The organism is Afifella sp. YEN Y35 (genome assembly GCF_047553465.1).
Classification (GTDB): domain Bacteria; phylum Pseudomonadota; class Alphaproteobacteria; order Rhizobiales; family Afifellaceae; genus Afifella; species Afifella aestuarii.
In genome coordinates, this window is record NZ_CP180203.1 from 1,328,495 (window position 1) to 1,354,517 (window position 26,023).

23 protein-coding genes and 2 tRNA genes are annotated in these 26,023 nt (G+C 61.2%); all 25 read right to left on the minus strand.

The window, feature by feature from the left end:
• Nucleotide 1: 1 nt before the first annotated feature.
• The 25 genes from nuoN to tig all read right to left on the minus strand — a co-directional run bounded on the left by nuoN (nt 2) and on the right by tig (nt 25,996).
• Nucleotides 2–1,423, minus strand: coding sequence for an NADH-quinone oxidoreductase subunit NuoN (gene nuoN / locus ACK8CP_RS06405; protein ID WP_234629316.1), 1,422 nt, complete (start codon nt 1,421–1,423; stop codon nt 2–4).
• A gap of 24 nt (nt 1,424–1,447) precedes the next feature.
• A complete protein-coding gene (locus ACK8CP_RS06410) occupies nt 1,448–2,962 on the minus strand; it encodes an NADH-quinone oxidoreductase subunit M (protein ID WP_234627848.1) in 1,515 nt (504 codons plus the stop codon).
• Nucleotides 2,963–2,972: 10 nt separating this feature from the next.
• Nucleotides 2,973–5,021, minus strand: coding sequence for an NADH-quinone oxidoreductase subunit L (gene nuoL / locus ACK8CP_RS06415; protein ID WP_234627847.1), 2,049 nt, complete (start codon nt 5,019–5,021; stop codon nt 2,973–2,975).
• A 3-nt stretch (nt 5,022–5,024) separates the two neighbouring features.
• Nucleotides 5,025–5,333 carry an NADH-quinone oxidoreductase subunit NuoK gene (gene nuoK / locus ACK8CP_RS06420; RefSeq protein ID WP_092812613.1) on the minus strand — a complete coding sequence of 103 codons (309 nt, stop codon included), beginning with the start codon at nt 5,331–5,333 and terminating at the stop codon, nt 5,025–5,027.
• Entirely contained in the window at nt 5,330–5,944 is a 615-nt protein-coding gene (locus ACK8CP_RS06425; protein ID WP_092812616.1) for an NADH-quinone oxidoreductase subunit J, read from the minus strand. Before ACK8CP_RS06425 ends, nuoK begins: the two co-directional genes overlap by 4 nt.
• A 71-nt stretch (nt 5,945–6,015) precedes the next feature.
• Complete coding sequence (nuoI, locus tag ACK8CP_RS06430; RefSeq protein WP_092812619.1) at nt 6,016–6,507, minus strand: NADH-quinone oxidoreductase subunit NuoI; 492 nt, start codon at nt 6,505–6,507, stop codon at nt 6,016–6,018.
• Nucleotides 6,507–6,722: a hypothetical protein gene (locus tag ACK8CP_RS06435; protein ID WP_234627846.1), complete on the minus strand. Its 216-nt coding sequence runs from the start codon at nt 6,720–6,722 to the stop codon at nt 6,507–6,509. The genes nuoI and ACK8CP_RS06435 overlap by 1 nt, the downstream gene beginning before the upstream one ends.
• Nucleotides 6,723–6,728: 6 nt before the next feature.
• Nucleotides 6,729–7,790: an NADH-quinone oxidoreductase subunit NuoH gene (nuoH, locus tag ACK8CP_RS06440; RefSeq protein WP_234627845.1), complete on the minus strand. Its 1,062-nt coding sequence runs from the start codon at nt 7,788–7,790 to the stop codon at nt 6,729–6,731.
• A 5-nt stretch (nt 7,791–7,795) separates the two neighbouring features.
• Nucleotides 7,796–9,901, minus strand: coding sequence for an NADH-quinone oxidoreductase subunit NuoG (nuoG, locus tag ACK8CP_RS06445; RefSeq protein WP_414833719.1), 2,106 nt, complete (start codon nt 9,899–9,901; stop codon nt 7,796–7,798).
• Between the two features lie 25 nt (nt 9,902–9,926).
• Nucleotides 9,927–10,220: a hypothetical protein gene (locus ACK8CP_RS06450; protein ID WP_414833720.1), complete on the minus strand. Its 294-nt coding sequence runs from the start codon at nt 10,218–10,220 to the stop codon at nt 9,927–9,929.
• A 38-nt stretch (nt 10,221–10,258) separates the two neighbouring features.
• Complete coding sequence (gene nuoF / locus ACK8CP_RS06455) at nt 10,259–11,566, minus strand: NADH-quinone oxidoreductase subunit NuoF (RefSeq protein ID WP_414833721.1); 1,308 nt, start codon at nt 11,564–11,566, stop codon at nt 10,259–10,261.
• Between the two features lie 72 nt (nt 11,567–11,638).
• Nucleotides 11,639–12,640, minus strand: a complete 1,002-nt coding sequence (gene nuoE, locus ACK8CP_RS06460) for an NADH-quinone oxidoreductase subunit NuoE (protein ID WP_414833722.1) — start codon at nt 12,638–12,640, stop codon at nt 11,639–11,641.
• Nucleotides 12,640–13,833, minus strand: coding sequence for an NADH-quinone oxidoreductase subunit D (locus ACK8CP_RS06465; protein WP_234627841.1), 1,194 nt, complete (start codon nt 13,831–13,833; stop codon nt 12,640–12,642). The genes nuoE and ACK8CP_RS06465 overlap by 1 nt, the downstream gene beginning before the upstream one ends.
• Nucleotides 13,834–14,094: 261 nt before the next feature.
• Complete coding sequence (locus ACK8CP_RS06470; RefSeq protein ID WP_234629315.1) at nt 14,095–14,700, minus strand: NADH-quinone oxidoreductase subunit C; 606 nt, start codon at nt 14,698–14,700, stop codon at nt 14,095–14,097.
• Nucleotides 14,701–14,708: 8 nt separating this feature from the next.
• Nucleotides 14,709–15,284, minus strand: a complete 576-nt coding sequence (locus tag ACK8CP_RS06475; RefSeq protein ID WP_370642296.1) for a NuoB/complex I 20 kDa subunit family protein — start codon at nt 15,282–15,284, stop codon at nt 14,709–14,711.
• A complete protein-coding gene (locus tag ACK8CP_RS06480) occupies nt 15,275–15,640 on the minus strand; it encodes an NADH-quinone oxidoreductase subunit A (protein ID WP_092812819.1) in 366 nt (121 codons plus the stop codon). Before ACK8CP_RS06480 ends, ACK8CP_RS06475 begins: the two co-directional genes overlap by 10 nt.
• A 143-nt stretch (nt 15,641–15,783) precedes the next feature.
• Nucleotides 15,784–16,422, minus strand: a complete 639-nt coding sequence (locus ACK8CP_RS06485) for a type II CAAX prenyl endopeptidase Rce1 family protein (protein WP_234627840.1) — start codon at nt 16,420–16,422, stop codon at nt 15,784–15,786.
• Between the two features lie 290 nt (nt 16,423–16,712).
• Nucleotides 16,713–18,149, minus strand: a complete 1,437-nt coding sequence (locus tag ACK8CP_RS06490; protein WP_414833723.1) for a VWA domain-containing protein — start codon at nt 18,147–18,149, stop codon at nt 16,713–16,715.
• A gap of 729 nt (nt 18,150–18,878) precedes the next feature.
• Nucleotides 18,879–18,955, minus strand: a tRNA-Asp gene (locus ACK8CP_RS06495).
• Nucleotides 18,956–19,104: 149 nt separating this feature from the next.
• Nucleotides 19,105–19,180, minus strand: a tRNA-Val gene (locus ACK8CP_RS06500).
• A gap of 119 nt (nt 19,181–19,299) precedes the next feature.
• Nucleotides 19,300–19,575, minus strand: a complete 276-nt coding sequence (locus ACK8CP_RS06505) for an HU family DNA-binding protein (protein ID WP_092812652.1) — start codon at nt 19,573–19,575, stop codon at nt 19,300–19,302.
• Nucleotides 19,576–19,743: 168 nt separating this feature from the next.
• The gene (gene lon, locus ACK8CP_RS06510) at nt 19,744–22,173 is read right to left on the minus strand and encodes an endopeptidase La (RefSeq protein ID WP_234627838.1); all 2,430 of its coding nucleotides are present in this window, start codon (nt 22,171–22,173) and stop codon (nt 19,744–19,746) included.
• Nucleotides 22,174–22,369: 196 nt separating this feature from the next.
• Nucleotides 22,370–23,650: an ATP-dependent Clp protease ATP-binding subunit ClpX gene (gene clpX, locus ACK8CP_RS06515; RefSeq protein ID WP_092812658.1), complete on the minus strand. Its 1,281-nt coding sequence runs from the start codon at nt 23,648–23,650 to the stop codon at nt 22,370–22,372.
• Between the two features lie 148 nt (nt 23,651–23,798).
• On the minus strand, nt 23,799–24,431 hold the full coding sequence (locus ACK8CP_RS06520) for an ATP-dependent Clp protease proteolytic subunit (RefSeq protein WP_092812661.1): 633 nt from the start codon (nt 24,429–24,431) through the stop codon (nt 23,799–23,801).
• Between the two features lie 194 nt (nt 24,432–24,625).
• Nucleotides 24,626–25,996, minus strand: coding sequence for a trigger factor (tig, locus tag ACK8CP_RS06525; RefSeq protein WP_414833724.1), 1,371 nt, complete (start codon nt 25,994–25,996; stop codon nt 24,626–24,628).
• Between the last annotated feature and the right edge of the window lie 27 nt (nt 25,997–26,023).

Here is a 26,023-nt window from a genome sequence, read left to right on the forward strand (position 1 = left end):
CCTAAAAGAGGCTTGCGGCCGCAGTGCCGGCCGCGTTGATGATCGGGGAGGCAAACACCAGAAACCCAAGCACGAAGACGCCCGAAAGGACCAAGACCGCCTTCAACTCGCCAGGCATGCGCTCGAAGCTCGCTTCCGCTTCGTCAAAGTAAATGAGTTTGACGATCCTGAGATAGTAGAAGGCACCGACGACGCTCGTCACGACGCCGATGACCGCCAGCCAATAGAGATTGGCCTCGATCGCTGCGAGGAAGACGTAGTATTTGGCGAAGAAGCCAGCGAGCGGCGGGATGCCTGCGAGCGAGAACATAATCGCCCCCAGCATGACGGCCGTCATTGGCTGGGTACGCGAAAGCCCCGCCAAAGAATCGATATCCTCCACCATGTGCTCCTGGCGACGCATCGCCAGAATACAGGCGAAGGCGCCGAGCGTCATCGGAACGTAGATGACGAGATAGATGATCACCGACCGCACGCCGAGCTCGCTGCCTGCAGCCAGCCCCACAAGCGCGTAGCCCATATGGCCGATCGACGAATAGGCCATCAGCCTTTTGATGTTGCGCTGGCCGATCGCGGCGAACGCGCCGAGCGCCATTGAGGCGATCGAGATGAAGGCGACGATCTGCTGCCAGTCCATCGAGATGGGAGCGAACGCTTCCGTCACGACGCGGATCGTGAGGGCCATCGCGGCAAGCTTCGGAGCGGCCGCCAGGAACGCGGTAACCGGCGTGGGCGCGCCTTCATAGACATCCGGCGTCCACATATGGAACGGCACTGCGGAAATCTTGAAAGCAAGGCCGGCCATGACGAAGACGAGGCCGATCACGAGGCCCGTCGAGCGCCCGTCGGCGAGGACGTTGGCGATCTCGATGAAATTCGTATGGCCGGTAAAGCCGTAAACGAGCGACGAGCCGTAGAGGAGCATGCCGGACGACAGCGCACCCAGGACGAAATATTTGAGGCCGGCTTCCGTCGAGCGAATGGAATCGCGATGGATGGCGGCGAGCACATAAATCGCCAGCGATTGCAGCTCGAGACCCAGATACAGGCTGATCAGGTCGTTGGCCGAGATCATCAGGAGCATGCCGAGCGTGGCGAGCACGATGAGGATCGGGTACTCGAAGCGCTGAAAGCCAGCGAGGCGCGCATAGCCAACCGACATGGCAATCGCGAAGCCGGACGCGATCAGCGTCAAGACCTTCATGAAGCGGGCAAAGCTGTCCTGAATGTAGGCCCCGTTGAAGGTCGTGCCGTCGCCGCCCGCAAACAAGACGAGAAGCACGGCAAGGCCCAGGAGCCCGATCGAAATGCCCGTCACGGTCGGCGCGGAACGCTCACCGGCGAACACGCCAAACATCAAGAGCCCCAAGGCTCCGAGAGCGAGAACCAGTTCCGCCAGAAGCGGTGTCAGGGTCGGCATCATGATGACTTCCGGCACGGAGACCTCCTAGCGGCCGAGCATTGCGGCGGATGTGGCGCCCTCGCGGGCGGCCTCCACCTGGGCCACGAGATTGTCGACGGAAGCCGCGGTGACGGTCATCACCGGCTGCGGATAAACGCCGAAGAAGAGAACGAGCAACATCAATGGCACCAATATGAGCTTTTCGCGCCGGGAGAGATCGAGCATCGCCTTGAGGCTTTCCTTCTCCAGCTGGCCGAGCACGACGCGGCGATAAAGCCACAGCGCATAGCAGGCCGAGAAGATCACGCCTGACGCCGCAAACAGGGCGACCCAGGTGTTCACTCGGAACGCACCGAGCATGGTGAGGAATTCGCCGACGAAGCCCGACGTACCGGGAAGACCGATATTGGCCATGGTGAAAAGAAGGAAGGCGAAGGCATACCAAGGCATGCGGTTCACCAGACCGCCATAGGCGTCGATCTTGCGCGTGTGCAGGCGGTCGTAAATCACGCCGACGCACAGGAAGAGCGCACCCGAGACGAGACCGTGCGAGAGCATCTGGAAGATGCCGCCCTGCACGCCCTGTGCCGTCACCGTGAAGATGCCCATCGTCACGAAGCCCATATGCGCGACGGACGAATAGGCGATCAGCTTCTTCATGTCCTCCTGCGCCAGAGCGACGAGGGAGGTGTAGATGATGGCGATGACGGACAGCGTATAAACGAAAGGCGCGAAGTCCGCGCTCGCCAGCGGAAACATCGGCAGCGAGAAGCGCAGGAATCCGTAGCCGCCCATTTTCAGAAGGATGCCGGCCAGGATGACCGATCCGGCGGTCGGTGCCTCCACATGTGCATCCGGCAGCCAGGTGTGCACCGGCCACATCGGCATCTTCACTGCGAACGAGGCGAAGAACGCCAGCCACAGCCAGAACTGCATGCTTTCCGGGAACTGATGATTGAGGAGCTCCGGAATGGAGGTCGTGCCCGCATCCCAGTACATCGCCATCAAGGCCAGCAGCATCAAAACCGAGCCGAGCAGCGTGTAGAGGAAGAACTTGAAGGCGGAATAGACGCGCCGCGGGCCACCCCAGACACCGATGATCAGGAACATCGGAATGAGGCCGCCCTCGAAGAACACATAGAAGAGCACGAGATCGAGCGCGCAGAAGACGCCGATCATCAGCGTTTCGAGGACGAGAAACGCGATCATGTATTCCTTGACGCGGCTCTGCACGGATTCCCAGCTCGCCAGGATGCAGAGCGGCATCAAAAACGTCGTCAGGATGACGAACAGCATCGAGATGCCGTCGACGCCCATCCGGTAGCTCATGAAGCCGCCGAGCCAATCCGCATTTTCGACGAATTGGAAGCCCGGGTTCTGTGGATCGAAACCGATCCACAGAAGCAGCGAGACAAGGAAGGTGACGACGGTCACGCCGAGAGCCACATGGCGCATATTGCGCCGATGCACCTCTTCATCACCGTGAATGAAGAAGAAAATGATCCCGGCGCCGACCAGCGGCAGGAACGTTATCGTCGAAAGGATGGGCCAGTTCAGCATTTTCGCACCGTCATCCTGCAAACATCATCCAGGTGACGAGCAAAGCGACACCGATCAGCATGACGAAGGCATAGTGATAGAGATAGCCGGATTGGAGCCGGACAACGCGCCCGGTGATGTCCACGACACGCGCTGAGATCCCGTCAGGCCCCAGCCTGTCGATCGTCCCCTCATCGCCGCGATGCCACAGGAAGCGGCCGACGGCGAATGCCGGACGCACGAACATCGCATTGTAGAGTTCGTCGAAATACCACTTGTTGAGAAGGAAACGGTAGAGGCTGCCCATCTGCCGCGCCAGCGTCTTCGGCGTCTCCGGACGCACGATGTAGAAGAAGAGCGCGACGAGGAAGCCCCCAACCATGGCCACGAACGGGGCCAGCTTCACCCAACCCGGAACATGGTGGATCTCTTCGATGATGTGGTTGTCCTGAGCCGTGTAGAGCGCGCCCTTCCAGAATTCTGCCGACTGCTCCGGATCGATGAAGGCGGTGCTGCACAGGATGCCCCCGAACAGCGCGCCAGCCGCGAGCACGAAGAGAGGAACCAGCATGACAGCCGAGCTCTCATGCACGTGGTTCATCACCTCGGTGGAAGCGCGCGGGCGGCCATGGAAGGTCATGAAGATGAGCCGCCAGGAATAGAACGACGTGAAGGCGGCAGCCACCGTCAGGAGGACGAAGGCAAAGCCCGCCATCCCGTTATGGCCCATGAACGAGGCTTCGATGATGGCGTCCTTGGAGAAATATCCGGCCGTCATCGGAAAACCGGTGAGCGCGAGCGTGCCGACCAGCATCATGACGTAGGTGACCGGGATCTTCCGCCATAGGCCGCCCATCTTGCGCATATCCTGTTCGTCGGAGACGGAATGGATGACCGACCCGGCCCCCAGGAAGAGCAGCGCCTTGAAGAAGGCGTGGGTGAAGAGGTGGAAAATCGCGATCGGATAGGCCCCAACGCCAAGCGCGACGAACATGTATCCGAGCTGCGAGCAGGTCGAATACGCGATCACACGCTTGATGTCGTTCTGCACGAGACCGACGGTTGCTGCGAAAAAGGCCGTCACGGCACCGATGAAGGTCACCACCGTCAGGGCGCTGATCGAAAACTCGAAGATCGGCGAAAGACGCGCGACCATGAAGACGCCCGCGGTCACCATCGTGGCCGCGTGAATAAGCGCGGAAACAGGCGTCGGGCCTTCCATGGCGTCCGGCAGCCATGTGTGCAGCGGCACCTGAGCGGACTTGCCCATCGCGCCCATGAAAAGCAGCAGGCAGACGACCGTGAGCGCCGTCTCGCCGCTCCAAACGGTTCCGAACATGTTCAGCGTCGCGCCCTGGTCGGCCGCGAGAGCCTCAGCATTGGCGAAGATCGTGTCGAAATTGATCGAGCCGAAGAGAACGAAGAGGCCAAAGATGCCGAGCATGAAGCCGAAATCGCCGACACGGTTGACCACGAACGCCTTGATCGACGCCGCATTGGCCGACGGCCGCTGATACCAGAAGCCGATCAGGAGATATGAGGCGAGACCGACACCTTCCCAGCCGAAGAACATCTGCAGAAGATTGTCCGCCGTCACCAGCGCGAGCATCGAGAAGGTGAAGAAAGAGAGATAGGCGAAGAACCGCGGACGATGTGCGTCATGCGCCATGTAGCCGATCGAATAGACGTGAACGACGGCCGAGACCGTCGTGACCACGACCAGCATCACCGCGGTCAAGGAATCGATCCGCAGCATCCAATCGGCCGACATCCCACCCGACTGCACCCAGGTCATCACCGGCACGGTAAAACCCTGACGCTCCCCCATCGCGACATCGAAGAAGCCGACCCAGGAGAGGATCGCCGACAGGATCAGCAGCGCGCAGGTGATGATTTCCGCGGCGCGGGATCCGGCGGCGGCCGGTGCGTGATGATGATCATCGCCCTCGGCATGCCGGTCACGCAGCGAACGGCGCTCAGACGTCTGGCCGACGGGATGGCGCGCCTGCGCGCCTGCCATCGTGATCAAGCCGGCGAGGATGGCGCCGAGCAGAGGCAGAAAAACGATCGCCGTATACAAAGCTCAGCCCTTCATCATGTTGATGTCTTCGACCGCGATCGAACCGCGGTTGCGGAAGAAGACGACGAGAATGGCGAGGCCGATCGCCGCCTCCGCTGCAGCGACCGTCAGGACGAGAAGCGCGAAGATCTGGCCGACGAGGTCGCCAAGGAATGCGGAGAACGCGACGAGATTGATGTTGACCGCCAGGAGAACGAGCTCGATCGACATCAAGATGATGATCACGTTCTTGCGGTTGAGGAAGATGCCAAAGACGCCGAGCGTGAACAGCACGGCGGCGACCGTGAGGTACTGGCCGAGACCGATCATCATATCCCCTGCCCCGATTTGACTTTTACCAGCTCAACGGCGGCTTCGCGCGTGCGGCCCACCTGAGCCCCGATATCCTGGCGCTTGACGCCCTCCTTGTGGCGAAGCGTCAACACGATGGCCCCGATCATCGCAACCAGCAGAACGAGCCCGGCCGTCTGGAAGAAGAAAATGTACTTCGTGTAGAGAAGCTCGCCGATCGCGGCGATGTTGCTCGCCTCCGCAAGCGGCGGAATCGGCTGGGCCACCTGCTGGGCAACCTCAGGCGCGATGATGGTGCCGCCAAGCACCGCGACCAGTTCGACGAGCAGGATGATTCCTATCAGTGCGCCGATCGGCAGATACTGCAGAAAGCCCTGCCGGAGCTCCACGAAATCGACGTCGAGCATCATGACGACGAAGAGGAAGAGCACGGCCACCGCCCCCACATAGACCACCACCAGAATCATGGCGATGAACTCGGCTCCGAGAAGCACAAAAAGGCCGGCGGAGTTGAAGAAGGCGAGGATCAGGAAGAGCACCGAATGCACAGGATTGCGCGACGATATCACCATCAAAGCCGCGGCAATCGTCACGGCGGAGAAGAGGTAGAAAAAGATCGGCTGCAGGATCATGGGTCCGGGCTTCGGGTGCTGAAAGTCTTTAACGAAGCCCCGCCGGAGCGTCCAGCGGGGCCAGGCTCAATTTACCGATAAGGCGCGTCGAGAGCGATGTTGCGAGCGATTTCACGCTCCCAGCGGTCACCGTTCTCGAGGAGTCTCTCCTTATCGTAGTAGAGTTCTTCACGCGTCTCCGTGGAAAACTCGAAGTTCGGCCCCTCCACGATGGCATCCACCGGGCAGGCTTCCTGACAGAAGCCGCAATAGATGCATTTCACCATGTCGATGTCGTAGCGGACGGTGCGCCGGGTGCCATCGTTGCGCCGCGGACCGGCCTCGATGGTGATGGCCTGGGCCGGGCAGATCGCCTCGCAAAGCTTGCAGGCGATGCACCGTTCCTGACCGTTCGGATAACGCCGCAACGCGTGCTCGCCACGGAAGCGCGGCGACAGTGCCCCCTTCTCGTGCGGGTAGTTCAGTGTGGCCTTCGGCGCCACGAAGTAGCGCATGGCCAGCATGGTGGCGGAGACGAATTCCTTCAACAACAAGGATCCGGCCGCCTGACGCAGAGACGCCATCATCCACCTCCGAAATTTCTGTAAAGCAGCGGTCCCAAAAACCATCCGAGAACAGGAAACAGAACCAGCTGCGCCTTGCGGGCAAGATCGATCGCCGTGACGCCGAAACCGCCCTCGCCGCGCCTTTTGGCGCGCTCAAGCACCATGCCGAACAACATGTAGTCGGCAATGGCAAAGACCAGCCCGACGCCCAAGCCGATGAATGCGAGATCCATCACGCCTCACCCCGCCGCCGGAACGCCGCCCCAGCCCGTGAACTGAAGCACGACCGCGACGATCACGACGAAGGCGAGAGACAGAGGCAAGAACACCTTCCAACCAAGCCGCATCAACTGGTCATAGCGGTAGCGCGGCACGATCGCTTTCGCCATCGAAACCAGGAAGAAGATGAAACACAGCTTTAAGGTGAACCAGACGACCCCGGGGATCCAGGTGAACGGCGCAAAGTCGAAGGGCGGAAGCCAGCCGCCGAGGAACAGCGTCGTCATCAAGGCGCAGATGACGGTGATCGCCACATATTCCCCGAGCATGAACAGCATGTACGGGGTCGAGGAATATTCGACCATGAACCCGGCGACGATCTCCGACTCACCTTCCGGCAGGTCGAACGGCGGCCTGTTGGTTTCCGCCAGACCCGAGATGAAGAACATCACGAACGCGGGGAACAAGGGCAGCCAATGCCAGTCGAGGAACGAATTCGGAAGGCCCAGCATCGTACCGAGACCCGTGGTCTGGGCCAACACAATGTCCGAGAAATTGAGTGAGCCGACGCACAAGAGCACCGCAATGATGATGAAGCCGATCGAGACCTCGTAGGACACCATCTGAGCCGCGGAGCGCAGTGATCCCAAGAACGCGTATTTCGAATTCGACGCCCAGCCGCCCATGATCACGCCATAAACCTCGAGCGAGGAGACGGCGAAGACATAGAGAATGCCGACATTGATGTCGGAAATGACCCATCCGGAGCCGACCGGAATCACCGCCCAGGCCGCGAGCGCCAGAACCGTCGACATCAGCGGGGCCAGAAGGAAAATCGTCTTGTCGGACGCCGCGGGAACCACCGGCTCCTTCAGAACGAACTTCAGCAAGTCGGCGAAAGACTGAAAAAGCCCCCAGGGCCCGACGACGTTCGGACCGCGCCGCATTTGCACGGCCGCCCAGATCTTGCGGTCCGCATAAAGCAGATACGCGATGACGACGAGCAGGACGACCAGAAGCAGAAGGCTCTGCCCGACGATGATGGCACCCGGGATGAGGTAGCTGTGCAGGAACGTATCCATCGGGCCTACTCCGCGGCTTCAGCGCGCGGGCCGAGCCGCAGCGCAGAACATTCTGCCATCACTGCCGAAGCACGGGCGATCGGGTTTGTCAGGAAGAAGTCCGGAACGCAGCTGACGAACGGCTCGCTGCCCGGCTTTCCGCCGGCGCGGCCTGAGAGCGACTTGAGGCCGTCCTTGGCCACATCGCCAATCTCGTCGAGCGCCAGATAGCGCGGATCGCTCTCCGCAAGACGATTGCGCAGCTCCATGAGAGAATCAAAGGGCAGCGTCTTTCCGAGCACGGCAGAGAGCGCCCTCAGGATCGACCAATCCTCGCGCGCCTGTCCCGGGGGGAAGATCGCACGGTTCGCCATCTGGGCCCGCCCTTCCGTATTCACGTACGTGCCCGATTTCTCGGTGTAGGCCGCGCCCGGAAGAATGACGTCGGCACCGTGGGCGCCACGATCGCCATGGCTGCCGATATAGACTTTGAAGGTGTCGGGGATCGTGTCGAGCTTGTACTCGTCGGCGCCCAAGAGGAAGAGCACGTCGAGTGGTGCCGTCCCCTCCATCCCGAGCATCTCGGCCGTTGCAAGACCGCCCTCGCCCGGCACGAAACCGAGATCGAGGCCGCCGACGCGCGCGGCCGCCGTATGCAGAACGTTGAAGCCGTTCCATTCCTCGCCAAGAGCCCCGATCGACTCGGCAAGCTTCACGGCCTGGGCGAAAACGGCGGCACCGTCGGAGCGGTTGAGAGCACCCTGCCCGACGATGATCATCGGCCGCTCGGCCTTTTTCAGAACATCGAGGAAGTCGAGCTCACCGGCGACGAGCGAATCGAGGGAGGAAGGTCCGGCCCCCAGATGCGCGTAGGAATAGGTCAGATCCGCCGGCTCGCCGATCAGGCCGATCTCAGCCTGTCCGGCGCGCCAGACCTTGCGAATGCGCGAATTCAGAACCGCCGCCTCGACACGCGGATTGGTGCCGATCAAAAGGATCGCATCGGCGTCTTCGATGCCCGCGATCGTGGAGCCGAAGACGTAGCTCGCTCGCCCGTTCTTCGGATGCAGCGGCGAATACGGTTCCCGGCAATCGATGTTCGCGGAGCCGAGCGAGGACATCAGCTCCTTCAGCGCAAACATTTCTTCCACGTTGGCGAGATCGCCGGCAATGGCGCCGAGTTTTTCCGGCGCGGCGGCCTTCACCTTGTCGGCAATGGCGGAGAACGCCTCCTGCCAGGTGGCGGCCCGCAAGCGGCCATTCTCACGCAGATAAGGGCGATCGAGGCGCTGGGTCCGAAGCCCGTCGAAGACGAAGCGGGTTTTGTCGGAGATCCATTCCTCGTTCACCAGCTCGTTGGTGCGCGGCAGGATGCGCATCACTTCGGTGTTGCGCGAATCGACGCGAATGGCAGAGCCAAGCGCGTCCATGACATCAATCGATTCGGTCTTGTTGAGCTCCCACGGCCGCGCCTTGAACGCGTAAGGCCGCGAAGTCAGGGCTCCGACCGGGCAAAGGTCGATGACATTGCCCTGCAGCTCGGAGGTCATGGCCCGCTCGAGGAAGGTGGTGATCTCCATGTCCTCACCGCGGCCGGTGGCGCCGAGTTCGGAGACACCGGCGACTTCGGTCGTGAAGCGGACGCAGCGCGTGCAATGGATGCAGCGCGTCATGATCGTCTTCACCAGCGGACCGATGTATTTGTTCTCCACCGCCCGCTTGTTTTCCTCAAAGCGAGAGGTGTCGACACCGTAGGCCATCGCCTGGTCCTGCAGGTCGCATTCGCCGCCCTGGTCGCAAATCGGGCAATCGAGCGGATGATTGATGAGCAGAAACTCCATCACCCCTTCGCGCGCCTTTTTCGTCAAAGGCGACTTCGTCAGCACCTGCGGCGGCTCACCGTTGGGCCCAGGGCGGCAATCGCGCACCGCGTAAGCGCAGGACGCGACGGGTTTCGGCGCCCCCTTCAGCTCCACGAGGCACATGCGGCAATTGCCTGCAATCGAGAGCCGCTCGTGGAAACAGAAGCGCGGGATCTCCGCACCTGCCGCCTCGCAGGCCTGCAGAAGCGTGTACGTTACGGGGACCTCGACTTCGGTGCCGTCGACTATGAGTGTTCGCGTATCTGCCATGATCCGTCCTGCGCCTGTCGCCGTTTCACCGACCGGCGGCCATCAAAGGCGCTGCATGCGGCAGCGAGCGGCTGCACCCCATGTAGCGCTTGCGGTCAATATGTCCGTTGTTCCAGGCGATCTCCGCCCCGTCCCGATCTGCCATCTTTTGGAAATGAACGATGCCGGGCTCGTTTAGAATGATTTCAAGCGAGACGCCAATAGCGTCGGCCTCTTTTACCCCGTCGGTCCCGGGATTTTGCAGATCGACAAGCGTTTTGCGGGTCACGCACGCGGCGACAGCAGGCAGACCGCCGAATCGCTGATCGTCCTTCTGCATGCGCATCCCTCTCATCGTTGCCGCAACCTCAAACAAATCTACTCCGCCGCCTCCAGAACGACCCTGTTCTCCGTCTTCGGATTGGCCGCGTACTGGTCGATGCGCTTTTCGATCTCGGGGCGGAAATGCCGAATCAGGCCCTGAACCGGCCACGCCGCCGCGTCGCCGAGCGCGCAGATGGTATGGCCTTCGACCTGGTAGGTCACTTCCAGAAGCATGTCGATCTCGCGCTTTTCCGCCTCGCCGCGCGCCATGCGTTCGAGCACGCGCCACATCCAGCCCGTGCCTTCGCGGCACGGCGTGCACTGGCCGCAGCTCTCGTGCTTGTAGAAATAGGCGATCCGCGCGATCGCCCGAACAATGTCTGTCGACTTATCCATGACGATGACGGCCGCGGTGCCGAGGCCCGATTTCAGAGCGCGCAGCGAATCGAAATCCATCGGGCAATCGATGATCTGGTCCGCCGGCACGCAGGGGACCGACGAGCCACCCGGGATGACCGCGAGAAGATTGTCCCAGCCGCCACGAATGCCGCCACAATGCCGTTCGATCAGCTCGCGGAACGGCACCGACATCGCCTCTTCCACAGTGCACGGCTGATTGACGTGGCCAGACACGCAGAAGAGTTTTGTACCGGTGTTGTTTTCCTTGCCGATGCCGGCAAACCACGCACCGCCGCGCCGCAGAATCGTCGGCGCAACCGCGATCGATTCGACGTTGTTGACGGTGGTCGGGCAGCCATACAGGCCCACATTTGCCGGAAATGGCGGCTTCAGGCGCGGCTGGCCCTTCTTGCCTTCCAGGCTCTCCAGAAGCGCCGTCTCTTCGCCGCAGATATAGGCGCCGGCGCCATGGGCGATGAAAATGTCGAAATCCCAGCCGCAGGAATTGTCCTTGCCGATGAGGCCCGCGTCATAGGCCTCGTCGATCGCGCGCTGCAGAGCCTCGCGCTCGCGGATATATTCGCCGCGCACGTAGACGTAACAGGTGTGGGCGCTCATCGCGAACGAGGCGATCAGACATCCCTCGATCAGCGTGTGGGGATCGTGACGCATAATCTCACGATCCTTGCAGGTGCCGGGCTCCGATTCGTCGGCATTGACGACGAGATAATGCGGACGTCCATCCGATTCCTTCGGCATGAACGACCATTTGAGACCCGTCGGGAAGCCGGCACCGCCACGGCCGCGCAGACCCGACTTCTTCATCTCGTCGATGATCCAGTCACGGCCTTTGGTGATCAGGTCTTTCGTCCCGTCCCATTGGCCGCGCTTCTGGGCTGCCTTCAGACCAGGGGCATAAAGGCCGTAGAGGTTCGTGAAGATGCGGTCTTTATCGGCGAGCATCGGATTTCCTCTTCATCCCGACACAGCAGCAAGGAAGCCCGGAGGCTATCGGGCAAGGCGCATTCGGTCGCATCAACTTTTGTCCGTCCCGCCTGAGGCGTCGCGGGAAGCCTTGTTTGGCTCCCGGCCTGCGCCTTTTTCGGCCTGCTCTTGGGTGGTCTCTTTATGGGGCTCCGCGCCAAGATTTTCCGACCCCGTATCCGTGGGCTCGGAACGTGCTGCCTCTTCGTCGGGACGGCCAGAGCCCGTCGGCCGACCGGCAAGTTCCTGCTTGCCACTGGGCGTGGCGGCGGCTTCGTTACGGCCGACCGCCTGCTGCGGCTCTTCCGGAACGCCTCCGGCAAGATCCTCGTTGGCGGGGTTCGGCTTCCCAGCAGCGACGGATGCGCCGTTGCGACCCTCGACCCGCTCGCGGGCCTTGCCGTCAGCCGGAGCACCGCGCGGCGGCTCGCGCAAAACCTGCTCCGAACCGCCATCGATTTCCGTGAGGCTCGTCAGGCCAGATTGTGGCGCCGAATGCTGGCGATCGACCTGGGTGCCTGGACGTGGTGTGCGACCGGCAGCGAAATCATCCAGAATCGCCTCAAAACTCTCCGGCGTCAGATCCTCGTAGGTATCGGAGAAAATCTGCACCATCGGTGCATTCACGCAGGCACCGAGGCATTCCACCTCCTCCCACGAAAACGCGCCGTCAGCGGACACTTCGTGCGGGTGCTCGGCGATCCGCCGCTGGCACACCTTCTTCAGCTCGTCCGAGCCGCGCAACATGCACGGCGTCGTTCCGCAGACCTGCACATGCGCCTTGGTGCCGACGGGAGCGAGATGGAACATCGTGTAGAAAGTCGCGACCTCCAACACGCGGATTTCCGGCATGGCAAGCATATGGGCGATCGTCTCGATCGCCGGCTTCGTCACCCACCCCTCCTGCTCCTGGGCGCGCCAGAGGAGCGAAATGACGGCAGAAGCCTGCCGACCTTCGGGATATTTGGCGATCTCCTTCTCCGCCCAAGACGTATTCTCGGGCGTGAACGCAAAGGAATCGGGCTGCTGTTCAGCGAGACGACGAACGGCCATCAGCGATCCACCTCTCCAAAAACGACATCGATGGAGCCGAGCACGGACGACATATCGGCAAGCATATGGCCTCGCGAAATCGAATCGAGGCCGGCCAGATGCACGAAGCCCGGCGCTCGAATTTTGCAGCGGTAAGGTTTGTTGGAGCCGTCGGAGACGAGGTAGACCCCGAACTCACCCTTTGGAGCCTCGACCGGCGCGTAAACCTCGCCAGCCGGTACATGGTAGCCCTCGGTATAGAGCTTGAAGTGATGGATGAGCGCTTCCATCGAACGCTTCATCTGTCCGCGCTTCGGCGGCACCACCTTGCCGTCCTGGGCCGACACCGGGCCGGCACCTTCGGGCGAATTCAGCTTCTCGCAACATTGCTTCATGATGCGAACGGCCTGACGCATCTCGTCCATGTGGATGATGTACCGGTCGTAGACGTCGCCGTTCTTACCGACGGGAATATCGAAATCATATTCCTCGTAGCCGTCGTAAGGCTGAGATTTCCGCAGATCCCACGCGACACCGGCGCTCCTCAGCACGACACCCGAGAAGCCGCGCCGCCAGGCCTCGTCGAGCGTCACGACGCCGATGTCGACACAGCGCTGCTTGAAAATGCGGTTTTCGGTGAGAAGCCCCTCAAGGTCGTCACAAACCTTCAACAGCGGGTCGCAGTAATTGTAGATATCGGCGATGAGCTGCGGCGGCAGATCCTGGTGCACGCCCCCCGGACGGAAGTAGGCCGCATGCATGCGCGCACCCGAGGCCCGCTCATAGAAGCCCATCAGCACTTCCCGCGCCTCAAAGCCCCAGAGCGGCGGCGTCAGGGCCCCGACGTCAAGGGCATGCGTCACGACGTGCAAGAGATGGGAGAGAATGCGCCCGATCTCCGAATAGAGCACACGAATGATCTGACCGCGCTTCGGAACCTCCAGCCCCAGGAGGCGCTCCGTAGCCAGCGCGAACGCATGCTCCTGGTTCATCGGCGCGACGTAATCGAGGCGATCGAAATAAGGCACCGCCTGCAGATAGGTCTTGTATTCGATCAGCTTCTCGGTGCCGCGATGCAGCAAGCCGATATGCGGATCGACGCGCTTGACGACCTCGCCGTCCAATTCCAGCACAAGACGCAAAACACCGTGCGCAGCAGGATGTTGCGGTCCAAAGTTGATGTTGAAATTACGGAGATCAGCTTCAGAGGGCATGAGGATACGTCGGTCCTGAAGAGAGATGATGAATGACCCGGCAGCGCAATGGCGCGGGCTTTATGGAGCCGCCGGCGTTCGGCCGCACGCTGTCACCGGTGCGATTCGAGACGAGAGGATCGCCAAGCGCGCGCGCTTCACTTTCGCGCCGCTCTGCCGTTGTCGACACGGCGCTGGAGGCGGCTCGGATGCGCTTGTAGCAGCGGGCAAAACTCGTACCGCCGGCAGCGACACGCTCTGCTGCTGCGCGGGACACCTCGCTCAACTCGCCTTCTCGTCCCCGGGCAGAACGTAGTCCGGCCCTTCCCACGGGGATAGAAAATCGAAACTCCGGAATTCCTGTTGGAGCTTCACCGGCTCGTAGACGACGCGCGCCTGCTCGTTGTCGTAGCGAACCTCGACGAAACCCGTCAGAGGAAAATCCTTGCGCAACGGATGCCCCCGGAAGCCGTAATCCGTCAGGATGCGGCGAAGGTCCGGATGGCCTGAGAAGAGAATGCCGTAAAGGTCGTAAGCCTCGCGCTCAAACCAATCCGCTCCCGGGAACACCTCGGTGACCGACGGTACAGCCGTATTCTCGTCCGCCTGCACTTTTACGCGGATGCGCGCATTCTGGCGTGGGCTCAAGAGATGATAGACGACGTCGAAGCGGCGCCGGCGCGCAGGATAATCGACGCCACAGACGTCGATGAAACAGACGAACTGCAGCCGCGCGTCGTCGCGCAGGAAGCGCAAGGTCTGAACGATGTCGACAGGGTCGACGGTGATCGTCAATTCGCCATAGGCGATGACGGAATCTTCTACGCGGTCGCCGAGATGTCCGGCAATGTGAGAGGCGATATCCGTCAGGCTTTCAGTGTCGGCCATGGTCTCGGTCACCGCTCAATCGTGCCAGTGCGGCGAATCTTCTTCTGCAGAAGCAGCACGCCGTACAGAAGCGCTTCCGCCGTCGGCGGACAACCAGGCACGTAGATGTCGACCGGAACGACGCGGTCGCAGCCCCGCACCACGGAATAGGAATAGTGGTAGTAGCCGCCGCCATTGGCGCATGAGCCCATGGAGATGACGTAGCGCGGCTCAGGCATCTGGTCGTAAACCTTCCTGAGCGCCGGGGCCATTTTGTTGGTCAGCGTGCCTGCCACGATCATCACGTCCGACTGGCGCGGCGAGGCGCGCGGCGCAAAACCGAAACGCTCCACGTCATAGCGCGGGCCGGACGTCTGCATCATCTCGATGGCGCAACAGGCGAGCCCGAAGGTCATCCACATCAATGAGCCCGTGCGCGACCAGTTGATCAGCTCGTCGGTCGAGGTGACGAGCCAACCCTTGTCGGCGAGCTCATTGTTGATCTCGCTGAAGAAGGGATCCCCCTGGCGCGGCAGCGTCGACGAGCCTTCGCGCCCAAGAGGATGCGGGTCGTCGATGCGTGGGCGAGCGTCGGTCAATCCCATTCCAGAGCTCCCTTTTTCCATTCGTAGACGAAGCCAATCGTAAGCACGGCGAGAAACACCATCATCGACCAGAAGCCGAACCAACCGACGGTGTGGAACGCCACAGCCCAGGGGAAGAGAAAGGCCACTTCGAGATCGAAGATGATGAACAAGATGGCGACCAGGTAGAACCGCACATCGAATTTCATACGGGCGTCATCGAAGGCGTTGAAGCCGCATTCGTATGCCGACAGCTTCTCCGGATCCGGCGCACTGTGGGCAACGATAAATGGAGAAACCAGCAGCGCCAGGCCGATAACCAGCGCAAGCGCAATGAAAATGACGATGGGCAGATAGCTGAGAAGAAGCTCGTTCATCATAACGACCGGGCCATCCCCGGTAGACGGTATGTATTGGCGCAAGTCAGAGCGTCAATGGTTCATCCGGGTGCGGCGGAGGGGATTTTCCAATCGCACCGCTGTGTGAGTTAGACCGGAGCATCGTCCTGCGCAACCCTGTCTCATCCACCAGCACTCAGATAAAAGTACCGGCCGAGGCCGATGGTGAAGACGAGGTCACCATAGAGGGCATGTTCCAACCAAACTGGCCAGAAAGAGCGCACTTGCGCATAGCGCCAGGCCAGGAGAAGCCCCAACAGGAAGGTCCCGGCAACGGAAACCGCGCTGCCGAAAATGATGTGGGCGAAGGCAAAGAGCGCAGCATTCGCCGCGACGGCGACCGTCTCGTGGCGCCCGAAGAGGCCACGATAGCGATGGAAGAACCACACCCGATAGATGAGCTCCTGCGGCAGCGCCGACAGGAGAGGATAGAGGGCGAGGATCAGAAGCCAGAGCTGCGGGTGGATCCGCGGCAACCCGAAAAGTCCGTCCGGCAAAAGCCAGGCGGTGGCAGCCGTCAAAAAGGCGGCTGCTCCGACGAACAGAATCAGGATCCGGCGAAGGACGCCGGTCTGCCAATGCAGCCGGAACGCATCCTGCCAACGGAACGAGCGATCCGCCGCGAAAATCAGAAGAATCGCAGGCAGCGTCGCTGTCAGCAACGCGAAGACCGGCATGTGCCAGTTGATCACCATCCAATGGATGGCGAGCGGCGCGCCGAGATAGATGAGCGCCGCCTCACCCGCCAGGCGGAACCGCAATTGCGCCGAACATGCTCGCCTCGGCTCCACCCCTCACCCGACCTCTTCCAGACATCCCTCTCGCAACCCGGAATTTATGGCGCGACCTGCCGGCGCCCATGGTCATTGTGGACGGGACGTTGGCGGCTTCCAGCAAGGTTCGCGCGTCGCAAGATGCGCGCCTTATGAGAGGGGCAAAAACGGGAGATGACGGGGAGACCCCAGGAACGGCCTCAGGCCCCCTTCCCCACCCGCATAAGATCTGCGGGCGGGAAAGGCTGTGTCAGCCGCAGGCGGCCAGGCCGGCGAAGTCAGAAATAAACGTCCGAGCTGCTGAACTCTCCAGCACTGATGCCGTCGATCGTGATGCTGCCGCCCTCGGCGAAGGCGATGACGACATTGCCGGAGGCGTCGGTCGAAAGAGCTGCATCGAGCTCAGCCGAACTGCCGATCGAGGTCTCGGAGAGATCGATGTGGTCACGCCCGTCCTCGAACCCATAGACGGTGTCATCACCATTGTTGGGTCCGGCGGCATAGACGTCATACGAGTACGAATCGGATCCCAGGTAGATCTCGTCATTGCCCGAGCCACCGTAGATGACGTCGTCGTCCTCACCACCAAAAATCGTATCATCGCCCGCAGCGCCGTAGATCGTATCCGCACCGGCCCCGCCCGCAACCTCGTCATTGCCTGAGCCTGCGCCGAGAATGTCGTCGTCCGCGCCGCCGACCAGAACGTCGTGACCCGCTCCGATATAGGCCACATCTGAGCCACTCCCGCCGTAGATCACATCGCGAGAGGCGTCAGAGCCGCCGTAGACCGTGTCGTCGCCATCGCCGCCGTAAAGGGAATCCGCGCCAGTTCCGCCGCCCAGGATGTCGTCGCCCTTGCCACCGCCGATGACATCGTTGCCGGCGGCGCCATAGGCCTGGTCGGACCCATCACCGCTCCAAATCTTGTCGGCTTCTCCGCCTCCGAACATCACATCATTGCCGGACCCGCCGAACTCCACGTCGTCGCCTGGTCCGCCGAAAATCTGATCGCTTCCGCCAGCCCCGGAGATCGTGTCGGCTCCGCCTCCGCCGATCAGAGTATCAAAGCCGATACCGCCGTTCAGCGCATCATCCCCAGAAGTGCCGGTGATAGGTTCGGTCCCGGTCAGGATCACCGAGAGAAGCGAATCAACGACGTCCTCGGTGGTTTCCGCTTCAATCACGCCCCCTCCGGTCGCGGATGCCAGGTCCTGGAAGGCCTCTTTGGTGCCACTGTCGATGCCAGAGCCGGAAACGCCGATGATGACGCCGTAGATCTGCACATCCTGACCGTTGGCGAGTGACACCACTTCGTCATGAAGGTCGGTGTCTTTGGGAGGCGCGTCGCCGAACAGAATGATGCGCCGCGCTTCAGCTTCCGGGCGCCAGGCGCCAATATCGCCGTCGAGCGCATGGAGAAGACCTGCGTTGACGAGTTCCGGGAGGTCGCCCCCGCCGGATGCGTAGAGGCTCTCAATCGCCTCACGTGCCGCCGTCTCCCTCGCAGAAATGCTCGTATCGTTGGTGAAATTCAGAACAACCTCAGTATCCGGGTCGTTGTAAGCGACCAACGCAACGCGCGCATCAGTTGTACCAGAGCCAAAAATCGCGTCGATAACAGACGTGACGCTTTCTTTTACCGTGTCGATTTCCTCCCACATGCTTCCGGTGGTATCGATCACGAAAGTAATGTCCTGCTGAATGCTGGTCGCCATGCTTGTTCCCCTCAGACGCAATATATAATTATTATTTTTAATAATTTTTTATCGGCTTTGTCTAGGCACGTTCTAATTTCCGGAACCTTCCTGCGAGCGCCGATAAGATCGGGCTTCGTAGGACGCCATTCCGAGGCGCCGGGACCTACAAGCCCCCCTCCAGTCCCGCCATTCGTCACGCATGTCGCGGAGCGGCGCCGCCGGCAATTCGCCTCCGGCCGAACCTCATCACGATCGTGCCACGACGGCAGCCCCGGGCGCGCAAGGTCCGACTGCGATGGTACCGCTCGATTGGGGGACGCGAGCTGAGGAGCCCACAGAGCGTCACAGACGCGCTCGCGGGGCAGCGCCATCATTTTTCCCGCGCGAGATTGAGATCGGCGCCCTGCGCGCTCCTGGCGGCCTGCAGGGCCGGGTGAAGGCGTAAAGCAGGTCGGCGGGGTGCAGGACCGGGCGGAACAGGCACAACAATGCAGTCTCGCAATTCGCAATCCAGTTTTCGCGATTCGATTCTCGGCGCCAGCCGCCGAACCGAATCGGCGACGTGCCGTGCGCCCTGGCCGCCGGGCACGCGCAAATCGACGGCATCAGAGATGGCGCCTGGACATCAATCCGAACGCTATGGGCCGATCAATCGAGAAGAAGAGGTTTGGAGAATTCCGCCTTCGGGGGAGAGAGATGTTCTCTCTCCGGCGGATCTCTCAGACGTTGGTTGGGTCTGAGAAAAAATGGCGGGAGTGACGGGGCTCGAACCCGCGACCTCCGGCGTGACAGGCCGGCACTCTAACCAACTGAGCTACACCCCCGCGGGTGGCGTCGGGCCAGTGGTTTGGCCCTCAGCGAGACGGCGAGATAGGTGACTGCGCCGTCTGTGTCAAGCGAACACCGAACGATTGGTGAAGCTTTCTGAAGCCGGCGCCAGCAAGCCGTTGGTTGCAAGCTGACTCCGGAATTGTGGTGGGCGGTGACAGGCTCGAACTGCCGACCCTCTCGGTGTAAACGAGATGCTCTACCAACTGAGCTAACCGCCCGCCGCCCCCCTGTATAAAGGGCGGTCGCTCATGACAAGTCTGTTGGAAGAGAATGGATTCCGCGAAGACGGAATCGAAAAGGCCGAAGAAGTCGGCCTTTCAACAAAACAGCGAGGCCGTCAGCTATTGACGGCGTCCTTCAAACCCTTGCCCGGCTTGAACTTGGCCTGCTTGGAAGCCTTGATTTCGATCTTTTCGCCGGTCTGCGGATTGCGGCCCGTGCTGGCGGCGCGTTCCGAGATGGCGAAATTGCCGAAACCAAGCACGCGCACCTCTTCGCCCTTCTTAAGGGCATCCGTGATGCAGCCGAAAACGGCTTCCACAGCGTCCGTCGCCTGAGCCTTGGACAGATCCGTCTTCTCTGCCACCGCAGCGGCCAATTCACCCTTGTTCATTCTCATTCTCCCTTTGTCGAGATGGCGATTCTCTGCGTCACATTAACGCCTGGGGCAAGCGCCAGAGCCCGGAAAATCTGCAAAATCTTCAAGAAAACTGGGCATTTCCGCAACTTTGAACGACAAAACGGCCCGGAAGGTTCCGGGCCGCCTGAAGTTCAAGCGCACTCAGTGCGCAATCATCGTTGCTGCGTTGTCATCATCGGCGACGTCAGAGCGTTTTGGTTCGCTTTCCACTTCGCTCCACACGATCGGCTCCGGCTCCCGGACCAATGCGTGCCGCAGGACATCGTCCATGCGGGCAACCGGAATGATCTCAAGGCCGCTCTTCACGTTGTCCGGAATCTCCGCCAAATCCTTGGCATTGTCTTCCGGGATGAGCACGGTCTTGATGCCGCCACGCAGAGCCGCCAGGAGCTTTTCCTTCAGCCCGCCGATCGGCAGAACACGGCCACGCAAGGTGATCTCGCCGGTCATGGCCACATCGCGACGGACCGGAATGCCCGTCATCACCGAAACGATCGCCGTCACCATCGCGATACCGGCCGACGGTCCATCCTTCGGCGTCGCACCCTCGGGCACATGCACGTGGATATCGCGCCGATCGAACAATGGCGGCTCGATGCCGAAATCGACGGCCCGCGAGCGCACATAGGACGCCGCTGCGGAAATCGATTCCTTCATCACATCGCGAAGGTTGCCGGTGACGGTCATCTTGCCCTTGCCGGGCATCATGACACCCTCGATCGTGAGGAGATCGCCGCCGACTTCGGTCCAGGCAAGACCGGTGACGACACCGGTCATGTCCTCCCTTTCGGCTTCACCGAATCGGTACCGGGCCACACCCAGATAATCGGCGAGATTGTCTGAGGTGATCGCGACCTTCTTTTCGTCGCTCGTCAGAAGCTTCTTCACCGCCTTGCGGGCGAGCGTGGCGAGCTCGCGCTCGAGATTTCTGACGCCAGCTTCCCGCGTATAGCGACGAATCACCGTCCGCAGAGCCTCATCGTCGATCGAGAACTCGCCCTTCCTGAGGCCGTGATCCTTTTCCGATTTCGGCAAGAGATGGCGCCGGGCGATCTCGACCTTCTCATCCTCGGTGTAACCGGCGATGCGAATGATCTCCATCCGGTCCATCAAGGCCGGCGGGATGTTGAGCGTATTCGCGGTCGTCACGAACATCACGTCCGACAGGTCGTACTCGACCTCCAGATAGTGGTCCATGAAGGTTGCGTTCTGCTCAGGATCGAGCACCTCGAGCAGCGCCGACGACGGATCGCCACGGAAATCCATGCCCATCTTGTCGATCTCGTCGAGCAGGAAGAGCGGGTTGGACTTCTTCGCCTTGCGCATCGACTGGATCACCTTGCCGGGCATCGAGCCGATATAGGTGCGCCTGTGGCCGCGGATTTCCGCTTCGTCACGAACGCCGCCCAGCGACATCCGCACGAAATTGCGGCCGGTCGCTTTTGCGATCGACTTGCCGAGCGACGTCTTGCCGACGCCGGGAGGTCCGACGAGGCACAGAATCGGCCCCTTCAGCTTGTTGGCGCGGCTCTGCACGGCAAGGTACTCGACGATCCGCTCCTTGACCTTCTCAAGACCGTAATGATCGGTCTCGAGCACGGCCTCGGCATGACCGAGATCGTTCTTGACCCTGGTGCGCTTGCCCCACGGAATGCTGAGCAGCCAATCCAGATAATTGCGCACGACGGTCGCCTCGGCGGACATCGGGCTCATCTGGCGCAGCTTCTTCATCTCCGCCTCGGCCTTTTCGCGGGCCTCCTTGGAGAGTTTTGTCTTGCCGATGCGGTCTTCCAGCTCGCGCAGCTCGTCGCGTCCGTCTTCCGAATCGCCGAGCTCCTTCTGGATCGCCTTCATCTGCTCGTTGAGGTAGTACTCGCGCTGCGTCTTCTCCATCTGGCGCTTGACGCGCGAGCGGATGCGCTTCTCCACCTGCAGGACGGAGATCTCGCTCTCCATCAGGCCGAGCACCTTTTCGAGGCGGTCGGTCGCAGAAGTGAGAGCCAGGATTTCCTGCTTCTCCGGAATGCGAATGGCGAGATGCGACGCCACCGTATCGGCGAGCTTGGCATAATCCTCGATGTTGGCGACGGCGGTCAGAACTTCCGGGCTCACCTTCTTGTTGAGCTTCACGTAGTTCTCGAACTCCGCGACCACGGAGCGCGACAGCGCCTCGACTTCCACCTCGTCGCCCAGCGTCTCCGGAATCTCTTCGGCCTCGGCCTCGAAGATGTCCTTGCGATCACTGAAGCGCTTGATGGACGCGCGGCTGCGCCCCTCGACCAGCACCTTCACGGTACCGTCGGGCAATTTCAAAAGCTGCAGAACCGAGGCGAGCGTGCCGACCTCGTAAATACGTTCGGGAGACGGATCCTCGTCGCTGGCGTCTTTCTGGGTGGCCAGCAGGATCATCTTATCTGCCCGCATCACCTCTTCCAGGGCATTGATCGACTTTTCCCGCCCGACGAAGAGCGGCACGATCATGTGCGGGAAGACAACGATGTCGCGAAGAGGAAGGACGGGATAAACCCCGTTCCCTTCAGCAGATCCGAGGAAACCAGTGGGTTCTGTCATAAGGATTCCTTCGCGTTCGCCGGTCGATCCGACGAAATCTCAGTGTAAAGAGTACTCGCTCACGGGATCACTTTTGGGCGCAGACAAAATGACAAGCCACACACCTGGCGCGACCATTCGAAGCGAGCTTGTTGCGTTACCCGGTTAGGTGGATAGGAGAGGCCCGGTTGTCAACCTGAGGCCCCTCACCGCTTTCCTAGGCCGAGCGACCGGCGTTCTGCGTCTCGGAATGACGTTCCGAGTAAATGTAGAGCGGACGTGCGCTGCCGTTGACCACGTCGCCGGAGATGACGACCTCCTCCACCCCGTCGAGGCCCGGAAGATCGAACATCGTCTCCAGAAGGATCGCTTCCATGATGGAACGCAGGCCCCGAGCGCCCGTCTTGCGCTCGATCGCCTTGCGGGCAATCGCCGCAAGCGCGTCCTCATGGAATGTCAGCTCGACATTCTCCATCTCGAAGAGCCGCTGATACTGCTTCACCAGCGCATTCTTCGGCTCCGTCAGGATGGAGACGAGAGCCGGCTCGTCGAGGTCCTCAAGCGTCGCCACGACCGGCATACGCCCGACGAATTCCGGAATGAGACCGAATTTCAGAAGATCCTCCGGCTCCACCTGGCTCAGAAGCTCGCCGATCTTGCGATCGTCCGGCGACGCGACGGTGGCGGAGAAGCCGATCGAGGTCTTGCGGCCACGGTCAGAAATGATGCGATCGAGACCGGCGAACGCGCCGCCGCACACGAACAGGATGTTCGTCGTGTCGACCTGGAGGAATTCCTGCTGCGGGTGCTTGCGTCCGCCCTGCGGCGGCACGGAAGCGACCGTCCCTTCCATGATTTTCAGCAAGGCCTGCTGGACGCCCTCGCCCGACACGTCGCGGGTGATCGAAGGGTTGTCGGACTTGCGGGAAATCTTGTCGACCTCGTCGATATAGACGATGCCGCGCTGGGCACGTTCCACATTGTAATCGGCGGCCTGAAGCAGCTTCAGGATAATGTTCTCGACATCCTCACCGACGTAACCGGCCTCGGTCAGCGTCGTCGCATCCGCCATGGTGAACGGCACATCGAGAATGCGGGCCAAGGTCTGCGCAAGCAGCGTCTTGCCGCAACCCGTCGGGCCGATCAGGAGGATGTTGGATTTCGCCAACTCCACATCATTGTTGCGCGCCGCATGGTTGAGGCGCTTGTAATGGTTGTGGACAGCGACAGAGAGCACCTTCTTGGCACCCGTCTGGCCGATCACGTAGTCGTTGAGGACGTTGTAAATCTCTTGCGGCGAAGGCACGCCGTCGCCGGACTTCACCAGCGAGGATTTGTTCTCCTCCCGGATGATGTCCATGCACAGCTCGACACACTCGTCGCAGATAAACACGGTCGGTCCCGCGATGAGCTTCCGCACCTCGTGTTGGCTCTTGCCACAGAAGGAGCAGTAGAGCGTGTTCTTACTGTCCCCGCTGTTACCGCTGATTTTGCTCATCGGTCACCTCTCCGGTGGGCCAGCCCGCCATTCCGGCGCCTGGCACGAGGCGCTGCCGCGAAGCAGCACGCCCCTTTCATCGAACATCTTTGGCTGTACGGTTTCAAGATAAACTTAACAGCTTCTAGCCTGCGTGACGCTTGCAACGTCAACCTTGCCCCTCGGTCTCCGTCATCGCCCGGCTCGTGATCACGCGATCGATCAATCCGAACTCCTGCGCCTGCTCAGCCGTCATGAAATAGTCACGATCGAGCGTCCGCTCAACCGTCTCATAGTTCTGACCTGTGTGCTTGACGTAGATTTCGTTCAGCCGGCGCTTCATTTTGATAATATCCTCGGCGTGGCGCTCGATATCCGAGGCCTGCCCCTGGAAGCCGCCCGAGGGCTGGTGCACCATGATGCGGGCATTGGGAACGGCAAAGCGCATATCCTTTTCACCGGCGCACAGAAGCAGCGAGCCCATCGAAGCAGCCTGCCCGATGCACAAGGTCGACACAGCCGGCTTGATGAACTGCATCGTGTCGTACATCGCAAAGCCGGAGGTCACGACACCGCCCGGCGAATTGATGTAGAGGCTGATCTCCTTTTTAGGGTTCTCCGCCTCGAGGAAAAGGAGCTGGGCACAGACGAGGGTCGCCATGTGATCCTCGATCATGCCCGTCACGAAAATGATGCGCTCCTTCAGAAGGCGCGAGAAGATATCGTAGGCGCGCTCACCCCGGTTGGTCTGCTCCACGACCATGGGGACGAGGTTCATGTAGGTTTCAACGGGATCTTTCATGGGAGGCCTTTGCTCTGCCCGCGGCGGCGCGGGCACGGGGATACGATTCGTCCTAATTTAGGGGGTTCTTAGCAATCTGCCAAAGCCCCGTAAAACATGACGCCCGACTTGGCGGAAAAAAGGCCGCGCGATGCGCGGCCTGCGTGGTGCGGTGACGCAGCGTCGACTGCGCCACACGCCCATTTGGTCACCTATCAGTGATCGTGGTCGTGATGATGGTGGTCATCTTCGTCGTCATCGGCAAGCAGCTCCTCACGTGACACCGTCTTGTCGGTGACGTCAGCGAGCTCGAGCATGTAGTCGACGACCTTCTCCTCAAAAATCGGAGCGCGAAGCGCCTGCACCGCTTCCGGATTGTTGCGGTAGTGCTCGATCACCTGCTGTTCCTGACCCGGGAAGCGGCGAACCTGCTCGTAGAGAGCGCGCTGCAGCTCTTCCTCGCCGACCTCGACCTTCGCCTCTTCGCCGATCTTCGACAGGACGAGACCGAGACGCACACGGCGTTCGGCAATGGTGCGGTACTCCGCCCGCGCTTCTTCTTCCGTCGTGCCTTCATCCTCGAAGGAACGGCCGTGATGCTCCACATCGTGCATCACCTGCCGCCAGATGTTCTCGAACTCCTGCTCGACCAGCTTTTCCGGAAGCGGGAATTCGTGCTTCTCGTCGAGCGCGTCGAGGAGCTGACGCTTCACACGCTGGCGGGTAGCAGAACCGTATTCGCTTTCGAGCTGGGCGCGGACGGCTTCCTTCAGCTTGTCGAGCGATTCGACACCGAGCTTCTGCGCGAACTCATCGTCCAGCTTCAGCTCCTGCGGAGCGGCCACTTCCTTGACCGTGACATCGAACGTGGCCGGCTTTCCGGCAAGCTTCTCAGAGGGATAGTCCTCCGGGAAGGTGACCTCGATCGTCTTCTCGTCGCCTTCCTTCACGCCCTTCAGCTTCTCTTCGAAGCCCGGGATGAACTGGCCGGAGCCGATGACGATCTGGGTGTTGTCGTCGCTGCCGCCGTCGAAGACTTCGCCATCGATCTTGCCGACGAAGCCGATCGTGATGCGGTCGCCGTCCTTGGCCTTGCGCTTCACCGCCTCGTAGGTGCGGCTTCCTTCGCCGATGGCGTTCAGGCGCTCATCGACCTCTTCATCCGGCACTTCGGCGATCGGGCGCTCGATCTTGATGCCTTTGATCTCGGCGATCTCGAATTCGGGCAGAACCTCGTAATTCACCGTGAAGGTCAGATCGGCATTGGCCGCCAAGATCTCGTTGGCTTCCGCCTCATCATCGGTCATGGCGATTTCCGGCTGCATGGCAGCCTTCTCACCGCGTTCGTTGATGGCCGTACGTGTCGTCTCGGCAACGATGTTCTCGACGATTTCCGCCATCGCGGCCTTGCCATAGAGCCGGCGCAGATGCTCGGTCGGGACTTTGCCAGGGCGGAAGCCCTTGAGGCGGACCTGTCCCCGCAGCTGATCCAGGCGCGCAGCCAGCCGATCGTTCAATTCGCCGGCCGGAACGGTAACCTTCAATTCGCGCTTGAGGCCGTCGGAGAGGGTCTCGTTGATATCCATTGTCGCTTCCTGATGCTCAGGCGAAAC